General features: G+C 67.8%; 15 protein-coding genes. 7 read left to right on the forward strand and 8 right to left on the reverse strand.

The annotated features are described in order from the left end of the window. Positions 1-223: 223 nt before the first annotated feature. The 3 genes from VEIS_RS21445 to VEIS_RS21455 all read right to left on the reverse strand — a co-directional run bounded on the left by VEIS_RS21445 (position 224) and on the right by VEIS_RS21455 (position 5,770). Positions 224-1,075 (reverse strand): hypothetical protein, encoded by an 852-nt coding sequence (locus tag VEIS_RS21445; protein WP_011812120.1) that lies wholly within the window; start codon positions 1,073-1,075, stop codon positions 224-226. A 52-nt stretch (positions 1,076-1,127) separates the two neighbouring features. After that, complete coding sequence (locus VEIS_RS31750; RefSeq protein WP_011812121.1) at positions 1,128-4,427, reverse strand: SwmB domain-containing protein; 3,300 nt, start codon at positions 4,425-4,427, stop codon at positions 1,128-1,130. Between the two features lie 629 nt (positions 4,428-5,056). Next, a complete protein-coding gene (locus tag VEIS_RS21455) occupies positions 5,057-5,770 on the reverse strand; it encodes a riboflavin synthase (protein ID WP_011812122.1) in 714 nt (237 codons plus the stop codon). A gap of 135 nt (positions 5,771-5,905) precedes the next feature. Here VEIS_RS21455 and VEIS_RS21460 point away from each other — a divergent pair, with 135 nt between their 5' ends. Then, complete coding sequence (locus VEIS_RS21460) at positions 5,906-6,163, forward strand: hypothetical protein (protein ID WP_041950260.1); 258 nt, start codon at positions 5,906-5,908, stop codon at positions 6,161-6,163. Here the strand turns inward: VEIS_RS21460 and VEIS_RS27880 are convergent. The 3 genes from VEIS_RS27880 to VEIS_RS21465 form a co-directional block, all read right to left on the reverse strand. Continuing rightward, positions 6,121-6,513: a hypothetical protein gene (locus VEIS_RS27880; protein WP_157048625.1), complete on the reverse strand. Its 393-nt coding sequence runs from the start codon at positions 6,511-6,513 to the stop codon at positions 6,121-6,123. The genes VEIS_RS21460 and VEIS_RS27880 overlap by 43 nt on opposite strands. Continuing rightward, positions 6,479-6,631, reverse strand: a complete 153-nt coding sequence (locus VEIS_RS27100; protein WP_157048626.1) for a hypothetical protein — start codon at positions 6,629-6,631, stop codon at positions 6,479-6,481. Before VEIS_RS27100 ends, VEIS_RS27880 begins: the two co-directional genes overlap by 35 nt. A gap of 70 nt (positions 6,632-6,701) precedes the next feature. Next, on the reverse strand, positions 6,702-7,145 hold the full coding sequence (locus VEIS_RS21465) for a helix-turn-helix domain-containing protein (RefSeq protein WP_011812123.1): 444 nt from the start codon (positions 7,143-7,145) through the stop codon (positions 6,702-6,704). 317 nt (positions 7,146-7,462) lie between these two features. On the opposite strand from VEIS_RS21465, the gene VEIS_RS27885 reads away from it, so the two are divergent. Then, positions 7,463-7,759 carry a hypothetical protein gene (locus VEIS_RS27885; protein WP_157048627.1) on the forward strand — a complete coding sequence of 99 codons (297 nt, stop codon included), beginning with the start codon at positions 7,463-7,465 and terminating at the stop codon, positions 7,757-7,759. A gap of 7 nt (positions 7,760-7,766) precedes the next feature. Here VEIS_RS27885 and VEIS_RS21470 read toward each other — a convergent pair whose 3' ends face one another. After that, the gene (locus VEIS_RS21470; RefSeq protein ID WP_232287774.1) at positions 7,767-8,786 is read right to left on the reverse strand and encodes a LysR family transcriptional regulator; all 1,020 of its coding nucleotides are present in this window, start codon (positions 8,784-8,786) and stop codon (positions 7,767-7,769) included. 113 nt (positions 8,787-8,899) lie between these two features. Then, positions 8,900-9,052 carry a hypothetical protein gene (locus VEIS_RS27105; RefSeq protein WP_232287775.1) on the reverse strand — a complete coding sequence of 51 codons (153 nt, stop codon included), beginning with the start codon at positions 9,050-9,052 and terminating at the stop codon, positions 8,900-8,902. An 80-nt stretch (positions 9,053-9,132) separates the two neighbouring features. On the opposite strand from VEIS_RS27105, the gene VEIS_RS21475 reads away from it, so the two are divergent. From VEIS_RS21475 to VEIS_RS30845, 5 genes are all read left to right on the forward strand, one after another. Continuing rightward, positions 9,133-10,494 carry an aspartate aminotransferase family protein gene (locus VEIS_RS21475; RefSeq protein WP_011812125.1) on the forward strand — a complete coding sequence of 454 codons (1,362 nt, stop codon included), beginning with the start codon at positions 9,133-9,135 and terminating at the stop codon, positions 10,492-10,494. Beyond that, positions 10,491-10,649 carry a hypothetical protein gene (locus tag VEIS_RS29970; protein ID WP_198137910.1) on the forward strand — a complete coding sequence of 53 codons (159 nt, stop codon included), beginning with the start codon at positions 10,491-10,493 and terminating at the stop codon, positions 10,647-10,649. The genes VEIS_RS21475 and VEIS_RS29970 overlap by 4 nt, the downstream gene beginning before the upstream one ends. 63 nt (positions 10,650-10,712) lie before the next feature. Further along, entirely contained in the window at positions 10,713-12,233 is a 1,521-nt protein-coding gene (locus VEIS_RS21480; protein ID WP_041950261.1) for a CoA-acylating methylmalonate-semialdehyde dehydrogenase, read from the forward strand. Positions 12,234-12,588: 355 nt separating this feature from the next. Then, positions 12,589-13,377: a class II aldolase/adducin family protein gene (locus VEIS_RS21485; protein WP_011812128.1), complete on the forward strand. Its 789-nt coding sequence runs from the start codon at positions 12,589-12,591 to the stop codon at positions 13,375-13,377. An 85-nt stretch (positions 13,378-13,462) separates the two neighbouring features. Continuing rightward, on the forward strand, positions 13,463-14,620 hold the full coding sequence (locus VEIS_RS30845) for a Bug family tripartite tricarboxylate transporter substrate binding protein (RefSeq protein WP_011812129.1): 1,158 nt from the start codon (positions 13,463-13,465) through the stop codon (positions 14,618-14,620). Positions 14,621-14,661: the final 41 nt, after the last annotated feature.

Consider the following 14,661-nt stretch of genomic DNA (forward strand, 5'->3'; position numbering starts at 1 on the left):
TTTGTATCGCCGCCAAGACCCTGGCCAACCGCGTTGCGGGCAGCCCGGGGCTTTGCGCAAGGCCGCAAGGGGGTGCGGCCGATGGGGCCGATGGGGCCGGTGTTGGGCCGGTGTTGGGCCTGGTGTTGGGCCGGTTGGCGGATGCCAGGGCCGGCATCGGGCAGCACTCAGGCAGATAGGCCACCAGCGCCGGGCCGGTGCTCGGCCCCGGCGCCGGTCGCGCTTACTTCTGGAACAGGATCGCCACCGCATGGGCGTCGTCGGCGCTGGTGCCGACGACGGTCATCCGGTTCTTTGACGGGTTGACTGTCGCGATGCCGCTGAATGCAATGGTTTGCGCCGCCCCGGCCCCGACCCCCGGGCAGCTTTGGTTGAACTGCGCGTTGAAGCTGTTGCCGCTGGTCATGGCCAGCAGGCTTCCGTCATAGGTGCAGCCGGTGCTCGTGTGGCTGCCCGTCAGTTGCCCGCTGTTGGATACCGTCCAGTCGATCAGCCGGCTCCCATTGCCTGCGCTCGCGCGCCAGGCGCCGGCTGCGTCCGTCTGCACCGCTGGCGTGCTCATCGCATCGCTTTGGTCGAACGCCACGACGCCCGCATTCGCGCCGGCCGCCGCATTCGCTGCCGCGCGCGCATTCAGGCCCGTGAGCGCCATCTGCGGCGGGTTTTCCGCCAGCCTGGCGGTCACCTGGCCGGTCTGCGCCTGGCCCGTGGCATCGCTTTCGTCCAGCGCATACGACATGCCGCTGGCATTGCCGTCGCTGTGCAGCGTCAGTTTGACCAGCGTCAGGGCATCGTGGCTCAGTATCCAGGCGCTGGCCTGATCGGCGCTGTCGGGCACGACCACGGCCGTCATTGGGTCTCTCCCTCCGAGAGCGCTGCCCCAGCGCCCCTGGAGTTGGGCCGGATCGACCGTGTTCTTGCCTTGGATCGGGCCTGCGGTTCCATCATCACCACCGCTGCCGCCACCACATGCCGCCAGCATCGAGGCGGCGGCAAGGGTCAGGGCGGCCAGCAAGGGGGCAGCCGGCAATGGGGCGGCCGGCAAGACGGGCCGGGGCGTCAGTGTCGTCGTCATGGTTTTTCTCCCTGCTCGTTGTCGAAGAAGTCTTTTCCATCCACGGCCGGCGTCAGAACCAGAACCCGTGCTGCGCCACGTCGGGCGCCTGTCCGACGATGGACAGCGGCATATGCGCCGCTGCCCCCACGACGCTGACCACGCCGTCGACCTTGCCGTCCGCATCGAACGGCCCGCCGTCATCGATATGGATGTCCAGCCTGAGCTGGCCGTCTGCCAGCACCGTCTTGCCGCCGTAGGGTGCGCTGGCCAGGTTCGTCCAGACGCCGGTGCCGTTGTCCTGCACCCACAGTTCGTTGACGTTCAGCGCCAGGGCGACGAACAGGCTCAGGCTTGCCGGATGGCCGCTGTCCACGGCCTGCGTCACTTGCGCGTGCAGCAGGCCGATGGGCATCTCCATTCCCTTCGGCAGTTGGGCGGGCGCGTCTTTCTGCTCCAGGCTGGTGATGCGTTCCTGGCTGCCGGGGCGCACCTTGCCGTCCTGGCTGTCGTTGACCAGCGTGACCAGGCCGGATGGCGCGTCTGCCAGGCTGCCGGGGGCGTTGGCGTTGGGCGTGACGCTGATCGAGTGCACCGCAGGCTGCGTGCGGTCCAGAACGCCGTCTGCGTTGCGGTCGCCGGCCACGGGGGCCACGGGGGTCGCAGGGGTCTGGTCATTGGCTTGGTTTCCGACCATGCTGAACTGGCTGACGATGTCCAGCACGTCGGCTGTCGATGGGCTGCCGGAGGATGGAGTGCTGTCCGACGGTGGGGACGGGGTGGCGTTGTTCTCCGACGGGGACGGGGCGCTGGCGTCGGGCGCAGTAGTGCCGGGTGTGCCGGTGCCGGGCGTCGTGGTGCCGGCACCGGGCGTGCCGGTGTCGTGCGGCGTGGCGCCTGATGCGCTGGCTCCGGGCGTGCCGGCGTCGGGCGCAGTGGCGCCCGTTGTGATGACGCCGGGGACGCTGGCGTCGGGCGCAGTAGTGCCGGGTGTGCCGGTGCCGGTGCCGGGCGTGCCGGCGTCGTGCGTCGTGGTGTCCGTTGTGATGACGCCGGGTGTGCCGGTGTCGGGCGCAGTGGTGCCGGATGTGCCGGTGCCAGGTGTGCTGGTGCCGGGCGTGCCGGTGCCAGGTGTGCCGGTGCCAGGTGTGCCAGTGCCAGGTGTGCCGGTGCCAGGTGTGCCGGTGCCGGATGTGCCGGTGCCGGATGTGCCGGTGCCAAGTGTGCCGGTGCCGGATGTGCCGGTGCCGGATGTGCCGGTGCCAAGTGTGCCGGTGCCGGATGTGCCGGTGCCGGGTGTGCCGGTGCCGGGTGTGCCGGAGTCGTGCAGCGTGACGCCCGTTGTGACGACGCCTGGTGTGCCTGCGTCGGGCGCAGTGGTGCCGGGTGTACCGGTGCCGGACGTGCTGGCATCGGGCGGCGTGGCGCCCGTTGTGATGACGCCGGATGTGCCGGCGTCATGCGCCGTGGTGCCGGGTGTGCCGGTGCCGGATGTGCCAGCGGTCTGTGCCGGGTCCGTTGGGGCTTCCCCGTTGTCCACATGGATCATCGGCTCAGTGATGTCCAGTGCCCGGTTGCCTGCCATGTCCTGTATCGCGTTGTCGGCTGTGGCCTGGTAGGCGACGGTCACCGGCACACCTCTGGCCACGGCCTTGGTCAGCGTCAGCGTGACCGTCTTGGCCGGTGCGTTTGCCACGCTGACCTCGGTGACGGGGTTGGGCGATCCGTCGACGAGCACCGTAAAGGATCCAGCCAGCGCCTTGTGGACTGTGTCCAGGTTGTTATCTTCGTCGTAGCTGAGCACCAACTTGTCGCCGCTGACCGTCGAGATGCCGCCGAAGACCAGCACCGGGGCCGTTTGGTCCCGTCCGCTGTCCACATGCATCGGCTCACGGATGCCGGCTGCGGGATTGCCCTGCCAGTCCTGTATGGCCTCGGTGCTCTCCCCGGGCGGGGTGTAGGCGATGCTCACATCCGCACCGGAGGGCACGGAGCGGCTCAGCGTCAGTGTGACGGTCTTGTCCTGCCCGTCATCCACCTTGACTGCGGTGACATCGTTGGGCGTGCCATTGACGAGCACCGCAAAGGCTGTCTTGGGCACCTGGACAGCTTTCAGGTAGTTCGCTTCTTCGTAGGTGAGCACCAGTTCCTTGCCGCCGCCGATACGCGGCGGGGCCACGGTATCGGTGACCAGTGTCGGGGCCGTGGTGTCTCTTCCGCTGTCCACAGGGAACGGCGCAGTGATGTCTTTGGCGAAGTTGCCGGCCGCGTCCTGTATGGCCTTGCTGCTGTCAGCGGGCTTGGTGTAGGCGACTCTCACATCCTCGCCGCCGGTCACGGGACGGGTCAGCGTCAGCGTGACCGTCTTGTCCTGGGAATCGACGGCGACGCCGGTGACGGGGTTGGTCCTGCCATTGACCGTCACCGCAAAGGCGCGCGCAGCCTCAGCCGGATCGGGGTGGGCCGTGCCCAGTAGGTTCGCTTCGCTGTAGCCGAGCACCAACTTGTCGCCGCTGACCGTCGAGATGCCGCCGAAGACCAGCATCGGGGCCGTTTGGTCCCGTCCGCTGTCCACATGCATCGGCTCAACGATGCCGGCTGCGGGATTGCCCTGCCTGTCCTGTATGGCCTGGGTGCTCTCCCCGGGCGGGGTGTAGGCGATGCTCACCTCCGCACCGGAGGGCACGGAGCGGCTCAGCATCAGTGTGACGGTCTTGTCCTGCCCGCCATCCACCTTGACTGCGGTGACATCGTTGGGCGTGCCATTGACGAGCACCGCAAAGGCTGTCTTGGGCACCTGGACAGCTTTCAGGTAGTTCGCGTCTTCGTAGGTGAGCACCAGTTCCTTGCCACCGCCGCCGATACGCGGCGGGGCCACGGTATCGGCGACCAGTGTCGGGGCCGTGGTGTCTGTTCCGCTGTTCACACGGAGCGGCGCAGTGATGTCGTCGGCGATGTTGCCGGCCGCGTCCTGTATGGCCTTGCTGCTGTCAGTGGGCTTGGTGTAGGTGACGCTCACATCCTCGCCGCCGGTCACGGGGCGGGTCAGCGTCAGCGTGACGGTCTTGGTCTGGGAATCGACGGCGACGTCGGTGACGGGGTTGGTCCTGCCATTGACCGTCACCGCAAAGGCGTGCGCAGCCGGATCGGGGTGGGCCGTGCCCAGTAGGTTCGCTTCGCTGTAGCGGAGCACCAACTTGTCGCCGCTGACCTTCGGGGCGTCAGCGCCGGTGCTCAGCACCGGGGCCGTTTGGTCCAGTCCGCCGTCCACATCGATTGTCATTGTCGGAGCGAAGCTGACTGCGCGATTGCCCTGCGTGCTGGCGCCGGACGTGCCGGCGTCCTGTCCGCCGTCCACCACATCGATTGTCATTGTCGGAGTGAAACTACTGACTGCGCGATGGCCCTGCGTAGTGGTGACGGGCAGTGTGGTGACGGGCAGTGTGGCGCCGGATGTGCTGGCGACGAGCGGGGCGGAACTTTTGTCAGATGTGGCCATGGTGTTTGTCTGGACGCATCCCGCGTGTCAGCATCGCTTGGCCGTGCCATGGCGCACCAGAGACGGACCCATCGACGCTGCAAACGTTGGCTGCGTTCCAATCCTTTCTCTGTGCTGATTGATGCTCTCGTGCGCCTGCCCGGTGTGGGCTGGCGCACGCTCCCTCCATGGGTACTTGCGCTCATGGGCCAGTGGCGCCCGGATCGTTCGTACCTCCCTTGTCAATGACCGGGCTGTGGCGCATGGCCCGCCGTGGCGGGTGGAAAGCGGGTCGGCCCAGTCGATTGGTACGCGGATTGTTGCGATGAAAAACCGTCTGCGGAGCAACAATCACAAAGTGGTACAGACGTTGCTTGCGTCATTAGTTTTCTGTATCGCCGTTGCAATCCTGATACATCATCTTGCAATGCCGGGCTTGCCCAACGAACCGGTGGGCAAAGGCTGGCGCGCGGCCGATCAGGTCGAGGGGCCGGTGGGTGGGTGGCCGCAGGGGCCGACGGATTTCAGCGCGGCGGCGTGGGCGGCGTGGGCGGCGGCACGAAGTCTTCGAGCGCCAGGCCTTTTTCTTGCAGCAGTGCTTGCAGCAGCGGTTGCAGGCGGCCCAGGCTTTCGTGCACGGCTGCGCGCACGGTATCCACCATCACCTGGGTGCTGCGCTCGATTTCGATGTTCAGGCGGTCGCCGACCCGCTTGTCGGCCAACACGGTGGCGCGGCGGGTTTCGGGGATCAGCCAGACCTCGAACCAGCCTTCGGCGCGGTTGACTTCAGACACCGTGAGGCTGGCGCCATGGACGGCGACATAGCCCTTGGCAAAGATGTATTTGCGCATGTCGGGCGCAATGGCCACACGCCAGACCAGGTTGTCGTCCGAGGCGCGCCTGTCGATGAGTGTGGCCGCAAAGTCGATATGGCCTGACAGCGGGTGCCCGCCGATCTCTGCGCCATACCGGGCCGCGCGCTCGACGTTCACGCGCTCGCCCTGCGCATAGCCGCCCAGCGTGGTCACGTTCAGGCTTTGCCGTACCAGATCGAACATGGCCGATGTCGGCGTGGGCCGCGCGCTGACCGTCAGGCATACGCCATCGACCGACACGCTGGCGCCCAGGCCCAGGTCTTGGCAAAAACCGGCCGGAAATTCGAGGGTCAGGCGCCGCAGGTCCGTGCTGTCGTGGATGGCGGCGATGCGGGCGATGGCTTGGACGATGCCTGTGAACATGGTGTTGGCGCGGTTTCCGCCAAGGGCAGCGGGCGTTGCCGCAGGGCTGGCGCCGATTGTGCCATTGGCCGCCGGGCGGCTTTGCGCCGGCTTGTCGTACTTTTCGTGCCTTTCGTGCCTTTCGTGCCACGCTGCATGGCACATCTGGCGGTGGCAGTGGCGGTGGCGGTGGCGGTGGCGGTGGTGGTGGTGGTGGTGGTGGTGGTGGTGGTGGTGGTGGCGGTGGTGGTGGCGATGGTGGCGATGGTGGCGGTGGTGGCGGTGGTGGCGGTGGCGGGCCGCCATGGCGATCGGCGGCAAAAAATGCTGCGCGCCACCGGCGCCGATGGCCTGGTGCTTTGGCCTGTAAATCATGAAACGCAATGCCGCCCCATCCCCCGATCCGCGTCCTGACGACGGCATGTGCGCCCGATGGCTCGGCGCCAGGCGCCGCCAGCTCCCGGCTGGCCATGCGCCGGTCCGGCGCATGGCCCTGCCCGACGGGCCGATGTGCTTCCCGCCGATGCCGGCCACCGGCCCGGCCGGCCGCATCGGTCTAGTGTCGCGTCACGGATCAGATGTCGTAGGCTGCGCGCAGCCATCGGAGCGCAGCGCAAGGCGCAGCGCGCAGCCAATACCGAGCGTATTGGCAAGCGATGCAACGCCGCGATGCGCTTCGATGGCCAGCGCAGACCGACAGATGATCCGTGACGCGACACTAGTGTCGCGTCACGGATCAGATGTCGTAGGCTGCGCGCAGCCATCGGAGCGCAGCGCAAGGCGCAGCGCGCAGCCCATACCGAGCTGTATTGGCAAGCGATGCAACGCCGCGATGCGCTTCGATGGCCAGCGCAGACCGACAGATGATCGGTGACGCGACACCAGCGTGCCAGCGCCGCCCGTCGTGCCAGCGCTGCCGGCCGGCGCTCCGTCGGCGCGCCGGGGCAGCGCATCAACCTGCGCCGGGGTTTGCCGTCGTTTTTCTCAATATGCGCCGCACGGTTTCCCGGCCCATGCGGCCCAGGCCAGGCTCTTGGCGCGCGGCGCATTCGAGCTGCGCCAGCGTCCAGCGCTTTTGGCCCGCAGGAGGCGCCGAGCATGCCAGCGCCATCACCCGCGCTTCGTCGTCCGTGCCGTACTGGCGCGGCCGGCCGGGGCGCGCCAGATCGAACACCGCCAGATCGATTCCACCTTGCAGATAGGCCAGGCGCGTGCGCCATACGGCGGTGCGCCCCAGTCCAAGCACGGCCATGATCTGGGCCTCCGGGACACCACGATCGAGGCTGTGCAGCACATGCGCGCGATTGACCTCGCGCGCATGGTGCCGCCCCTTGCGGCGTATTTCGTCCACCGCAGCGCGGTCTTCGTCGGTCAGGTGCAGTTCGGTCTGGCGCATGGCCATGTCTCCAGGCATCGATGGGCGGTGGCGGGAGTTTACCCATGTTTCGTTGTTTGCGGGGCTGCGCGCCAGTGCCGGCAGGCCCGGCGGGTTGCGGCGGTGCTGCCAGCGGTGGCGCAGATGCGCGCAAGGGGTGCCCGGGCCTGGCTGCGCTCAGGCAGCGGCGACGAGCATGCCTGCGCCATGCCTGCGCGTGAAGGTGAAGGTAAAGGCGTCCTCGGACACCGAATAGCCGGACCAGTCGGCATGTGCCAGTCGCCTGCAACGCTACCGCTTGGCGGCCATCGGGCGGCAGCGGCTGCAAGCACCTCCCGATGGCAGTTCAACCTGGGTTTGGCGGGCGACCCGCCCATTCCCACTCATTCCCGCTGCATTGCCATTCCAGTGACAAAGACGACAAAGACGGAATCGAACCGGCGTCCGTCCGCCACCACCGCTCCGAACGCCTCAGCCGGCCTAGTGTCGCGTCACCGATCATCTGTCGGTCTGCGCTGGCCATCGAAGCGCATCGCGGCGTTGCATCGCTTGCCAATACGCTCGGTATGGGCTGCGCGCTGCGCCTTGCGCTGCGCTCCGATGGCTGCGCGCAGCCTACGACATCTGATCCGTGACGCGACACTAGCCTGCCGGCGGGCCTGCGGCCTGAATCACCGGCGGGCTTGCGGCCTGGCCTGCCGGCGGGCTTACAGCCCGGTGCGCCTGCTGCAAACATTGGGCAAACGCCTGGGCCGCCCGAGTGGGTGCGGGCGAGCGGCGCATCAGGCTGACGAACTGGCAGTCGTAGCGAAACAGCGCCGGGTTCACGGCCTGCATGCGGCCTTGGCGCTCGAACGCCTCGGCATAGTGGTCGGGCAGAAAGCCGAGGAAGCGGCCCGACAGGATCAGCGTGGCGATCGACTCCTGGTCAAACCCGGTGGCCGCGCGTTGCAGCCGGGCCTGGTGGCTCAGCGCCATGTTCGGCGAGTGGTAGCCCAGCCCGGCAAACGGGTAGTTGCGCAGTGCCTGCCAGTCGGCCGGGGGGGTCGCGGCGGCGCACAGCGGATGGCCCGCGCCGCCATACAGCAGCATGGTCTCGGCAAACAGGTCGCTATAGGCCAGGCTTTGCGAGCTGCGGTGCGCGGGGATGATGCCCACCTGGTAGCTGCCGTCGATGACGCCGCGCTCGATCGCGTTGATCGAGCCTACATGCAGTTGCAGTTGTACATCCGGCGCCGTGGCGGCGAAGGCGGCAATGGCCTGGCCGATGCGCGCTGCCGGGTTGCTGGCGGTCTTGTCGAAAATGGCCAGCGCCAGTTGCCCGCCCATGCGCGAATGGATGTCGTCGATGCTGGCGCGAAAGCTGTGCACCGAGGCCAGCAGCCGCAGGGTCTCGTCATACACCCGCTGGCCTTCGGCGGTGAGCGCAAAACCGGCCCGCCCACGGCGGCACAGCGTCAGGCCGAGCCGGGTTTCCAGGTCTTTCATGTGGCGGCTGACGGTGCTGGTGCCGATATTGAGTTCCAGTTCGGCGGCCGACATGCCGCCACATTCGACCACGCTCTTGAAGACCTGCAACAGGCGCAGGTCCATGTCGCTGAGCTGGCCCAGCACGGCGCGGTGCCGGGCCGGGGCGGCCGCTGGCGTGGTCATGGTGGTCATGGCGGGTGCGGGGCTGGGCAGCGCGGCCTTTGCTTGCATGAATCGTCAAGTAAACATTGACATTGGATTATTGGAGAGATCAAAGCGCGGCGCAACAATGGCTTGGTGTCGCGTCACCGATCAGATGTCGCAGGCTGCGCGCAGCCATCGGAGCGCAGCGCAAGGCGCATCGCGCAGCCCATACCGAGCTGTATTGGCAAGCGATGCAACGCCGCGATGCGCTTCGATGGCCAGCGCAGACCGACAGATGATCGGTGACGCGACACCAGGCCCCATCCCGCCGTGGACAGCGATGACCGGGACGGCCCTGCTTTCCATCCCGTTTGGCTTGTACAGGAGATATTCCATGAGCTTCGTGAATCTCGAAAAACCCGCCGCCGGCGCCGAAGGCCCGCGCATGGACGCCCAGTGGCTCGATGCGCACTGGATGCCCTACACGGCCAACCGCCAGTTCAAGGCCCAGCCGCGCATGATCGTTGCCGGCAGCGGCGCCTACTACACCGACGCCGAAGGGCGCAAGATTTTCGACGGCCTGTCGGGCCTGTGGTGCGCGGGCCTGGGCCATGGCCGCCGCGAGATCGCCGATGCGATAGGCAAACAGGCGCTCCGGCTCGACTACGCGCCGGCATTCCAGTTCGGCCACCCGCTGTCGTTCGAGCTGGCCAACCGCATCAAGGCGCTGACGCCGGCAGGGCTGGACTATGTGTTCTTCACCAGTTCAGGCTCGGAAGCGGCCGACACCTCGCTGAAAATGGCCCGCGCCTACTGGCGCGCCAAGGGCCAGGGCCACAAGACGCGCCTGATCGGCCGCGAAAAGGGCTACCACGGCGTGAACTTCGGCGGCATCTCGGTCGGCGGCATAGGGGCCAACCGCAAGCTGTTCGGCCAGACCATCGAGGCCGACCACCTGCCCCATACCCAGCCGCCCGCAGGCTCCTTCCACAAGGGCCAGCCGCCCACGGGCAAGGAACTGGCCGACCGCCTGCTCGACATGATTGCGCTGCACGATGCATCGAACATTGCCGCCGTGATCGTCGAGCCATTTGCCGGCTCCGCCGGGGTGCTGGTCCCGCCCGTGGGCTACCTGCAGCGGCTGCGCGATATCTGCACGCAAAACGGCATCCTGCTGATTTTTGACGAAGTGATCAGCGGCTTTGGCCGCTCCGGCGCCTGGACCGGCGCCGAGGCTTTCGGCGTGACGCCCGACCTGCTGAACTTCGCCAAGCAGATCACCAACGGCGTGCAGCCGCTGGGCGGCGTGGTGGCGAGCAAGGAGATCTACGACAGCTTCATGGCCGCAGGCGGCCCCGACTACATGCTGGAGTTTCCGCATGGCTACACCTACTCGGCCCACCCCGTGTCCTGCGCCGCCGGCATTGCGGCGCTCGACCTGCTGCAAAAGGAAGACATGATCGGCCGCGTGCAGGCGCTGGCCCCGCACTTCGAGCAAGCCGTGCACAGCCTCAAGGGCGCCAAACATGTGCTGGACATCCGCAACTTCAGCCTGGCAGCGGGTCTGACGATCGCGCCGGCGCCGGGCGAGCCGGCCAGGCGGCCCTACGAGATTGCGATGAACTGCTGGAGAAAGGGCTTTTATGTGCGCTACGGCGCCGACACCATCCAACTGGCGCCACCGTTCATCAGCGAAAAGGCCGAGATCGACCGCCTGGTCAACGCCCTCGGCGATGCGCTGACCGAAACGGCATGAGCGCCGCCCGGCCGCCCGAAGGCGCTCATACCGTAGCCGAAGGCGAAGGTATCCCAGTGCGCGTCGCCCGGCCGCCCGAAGGCGCTCATTCCGCAGCCGAAGGTGCTCCAGCGCGCACGCCCGGCACACCCGCTCAGGCGCCTGCCAGACCCTGAACCGATGGCCGCCGGCGCGTGCAACACATGCGCCGGCGGCCGCTTTCAATACCCATCGTCACCATGCAACAAGACCCCACCGTCACCCACACCATCGGCCACCTGATCGACGGCCAGATACTGGCCGACAGCGCCCGCACGCAGCCGGTGTTCGACCCCGCCACCGGGCTGTCGCGCACCAGCGTGGCGCTGGCCAGCAAGGCCACGGTGCTGGCCGCCATCGCCTCGGCGCAGGCCGCCTTTCCGGCCTGGCGCAACACGCCGGTGCTCAAACGCGCGCGCGTGATGTCGCGGCTCAAGGGGCTGCTGGAAGACAACGCCGCGCAGATCGCGGCCCTGATCACCGCCGAGCATGGCAAGGTGCTGGCCGACGCGCATGGCGAGTTGCAGCGCGGCATCGAAAACGTCGAATACGCCAGCTACGCCCCCGAACTGCTCAAGGGCGAGCACAGCCGCAACGTCGGCCCGGCCATCGATTCGTGGAGCGAATTCCAGGCGCTGGGCGTGACGGCCGGCATCACGCCGTTCAACTTCCCGGCCATGGTGCCGCTGTGGATGTGGCCCATGGCGCTGGCCTGCGGCAACACCTTCGTGCTCAAGCCCTCCGAGCGCGACCCCTCGTGCGCGCTGTTCATCGCCCGGCTGGCGCTGGAGGCGGGCCTGCCCCCCGGCGTGCTGAACGTGGTCAATGGCGACAAGGAAGCGGTCGACACCTTGCTGACCGACGCGCGCGTCAAGGCCGTGAGCTTTGTCGGCTCCACCCCGATCGCCGAATACATCTACGCCACCGGCTGCGCCCATGGCAAGCGCGTGCAGGCCCTGGGCGGCGCCAAGAACCACGCCGTGCTGATGCCCGACGCCGATGTCGGCAACGCCGTCAACGCGCTGATGGGCGCCGCCTACGGCTCCTGCGGCGAGCGCTGCATGGCCATCCCGCTGCTGGTCGCCGTCGGGGATGCGGTCGGCGACGCCGTGGTGGCAGGCATCAAGACCGAGATCGCCAAGATGAAAGTCGGCCCCGGCACCGACAGCGGCAACGACATGGGCCCGCTGGTCACCCGGCAGCATTTCGAGAAAGTCAAAGCCTATGTCGACAGCGGCGTCGCCGAAGGCGCCACGCTGGTGGTCGACGGCCGTGGCGTGCAGGTGGCCGCCGGCCACGAAAACGGCTACTTCCTGGGCGCCTGCCTGTTTGACCATGTCAAGCCCGGCATGAAGATCTACCAAGAAGAAATCTTCGGCCCCGTGCTCGGCGTGGTGCGCGTGCAAACGCTGCAAGAGGCCATGGACCTGATCGACGCCCACGAATACGGCAACGGCACCTGCATCTTCACCCGCGACGGCGAAGCCGCGCGCTACTTCAGCGACCACATACAGGTCGGCATGGTGGGCGTGAACGTGCCCCTGCCCGTGCCCGTGGCCTACCACTCGTTCGGCGGCTTCAAGCGCAGCCTGTTCGGCGACCTGCACGCCTACGGCCCCGACGCCGTGCGCTTCTACACCAAGCGCAAGACCATCACCCAGCGCTGGCCCTCGGCGGGCGTGCGCGAAGGGGCGGTGTTCAGCTTTCCGAGCAGCCGCTGAGCATGGCCTTCGATATGCCGGGCGGGGCGGGACCCACCTGGGCCGAGGGTGGTGCGTTCGGGCACGGGCATGCCGGATGCCATCAGGGCAGTGCGGCGGCGTTTTCACCATTGCACTTCTTGCGGCTTCATGGTGTGCTCGGGGCCACGTCGGCACGGCGTCAGCGTGGCGTCGGCGTGGCGCAGGCCTGGCCGCTGTCTGCCGCGCAACCCCCGGTGCCGCATCCGGCGTTCTGCCTGCCGCCCAAGGCATTGCCGGGGGCCTGGGCTGGTTGCCGGGCGACACGAGACAAACGGGCCGCCGGCGGCCACCGCGTTCGACACCCGTTGCCTGAAAGATAAAAAGGAGCGCGGCCATGGGCCTACCCGGAATGCTCGACATCCCCTCGATGCGCGGGCAGTGCAGCCAGGCCGAGTGGCAGACCCGCGTCGACCTGGCCGCCTGCTACCGGCTGGTGCATTGGTACGGCATGGCCGACATGATGGCCAACCACATCTCCGCGCGCGTGCCCGACGAGGAAAACGCATTCCTGATCAACCCCTACGGCATGATGTACGAGGAAATCAGCGCCAGTTGCCTGATCAAGGTGGACTGCGACGGCAAGATCCTGTCGCAGCCGGATTTCGGCGCGCTCGGCTACGGCATCAACCAGGCCGGCTACGTGATCCACAGCGCCGTCCACCACGCCCGTGCGGACGTGGCCTGCGTGATCCACACCCATAGCTGGGCCTCGATGGCGGTGTCGACGCTCGAATGCGGCCTGCTGCCGCTGACGCAGACGGCAATGCGCTTTCTGAAGATCGGCTACCACGACTACCAGGGCGTGGTGCTGGACACCGCCGAGCAGGCTTCGCTGGTCGCCGATCTGGGCGCCGGCGAGGCGCTGATCCTGCGCAACCACGGCGCGCTGACGGTGGGCCGCACCGTGGGCGAGGCGTTCAACTGGATGCACCGGCTGGAACTGGCCTGCCGCGCGCAACTGGCGGCGATGGCCTGCGGCACACCGCTGCGCACGGTGCCGGCCGATGTGCTGCACCAGACCTGGAACAACTACCAGCCCGGCACGCGCCGTCCCTATGGCGTGATGGAATGGCCGGCGCTGCTGCGCAAGCTCGACCGACTGGACCCGGGCTACCGCGACTGAAGGCGCGCCGGCCTGTGTCCGCAGGGAGCAGAAAGTCCAGCGCAGCACCGCAACACCGCAGCACGCAGCACGCAGGAGAGACGCCATGCACGGACTTCCCCGCCGATCGCCCCGGCGCCCGGGCATCGGCCTCGCGCTGGCCGCCGGCCTCGCGCTGGCGGCGCCGGCGCACAGCGCCAGCGCAGACCCCGGCTACCCCAACCGGCCGGTGCATCTGGTGGTGGCCTTCACCGCAGGCGGCACCACCGACACCTTGGCACGCAGCGTGAGCCAGCAACTGAGCCAGCGCCTGAAGCAGTCGTTCGTGGTGGAAAGCCGCCCCGGCGCGGGCGGCAACATCGGCACCGAATACGTGGTGCGGGCGCCGGCCGATGGCTACACGCTGCTGGTCGGCTCGGTGGGCCCGATCGCGATCAACCAGACGCTCTACAAAAGGCTGGGCCATGATCCGCTGACCGACCTGGTGCCCGTGGTGCAGATTGCCGACGTGCCGAACGTGCTGGTGCTGCATCCGTCGCTGCCGGCCAGCACGCTAGTGTCGCGTCACCGATCATCTGTCGGTCCGCGCTGGCCATCGAAGCGCATCGCGGCGTTGCATCGCTTGCCAATACGCTTGGTATTGGCTGCGCGATGCGCCTTGCGCTGCGCTCCGATGGCTGCGCGCAGCCTACGACATCTGACCGGTGACGCGACACTAGGGGATTTCGTCGCTTACCTGAAGGCCAATCCGGGCCGACTGAACTACGGTTCCACGGGCGTGGGCACCTCGTCGCACCTGTCGGGCTTCATGCTGACCGAGCGCATCGACACGCCGGCCACGCATGTGCCGTACAAGGGCGCGGACGCGCTCAATGACCTGCTCGCGGGGCGCATACAGTTCATGTTCGCGACGATACCGTCGGTCATCGCGCATATCCGGGCGGGCAAACTCAATGCGCTGGCGGTCACCAGCGCCAGGCGCTCGCGTTCGCTGCCCGATCTGCCGACCGTGGCGGAGAAGGGCTTTCCCGGCTTCGAGGCCGGCTCATGGTTTGGCCTGTTCGCGCCCAAAGACACGCCGCAATCCGTCATCGCCACGCTGAACCAGGCGGTCAACGAGACGCTGCCGGCGCTGCAAGCACAGATGATCCGCGAAGGCGCCGACCCGGTGGGCGGCTCGCCCGAGCAGTTCGGGCAGTTCACGCACAAGGAATATGCCAAGTGGAAGGCCGTGGTGCGGGCCACCGGCGCTGCCATCGAGTGATTCCATTTCCCAATCGTTCGTGAACGCGCAGGCGCAGCGCA

The organism is Verminephrobacter eiseniae EF01-2, from assembly GCF_000015565.1.
GTDB classification, from domain to species: domain Bacteria; phylum Pseudomonadota; class Gammaproteobacteria; order Burkholderiales; family Burkholderiaceae_C; genus Acidovorax; species Acidovorax eiseniae.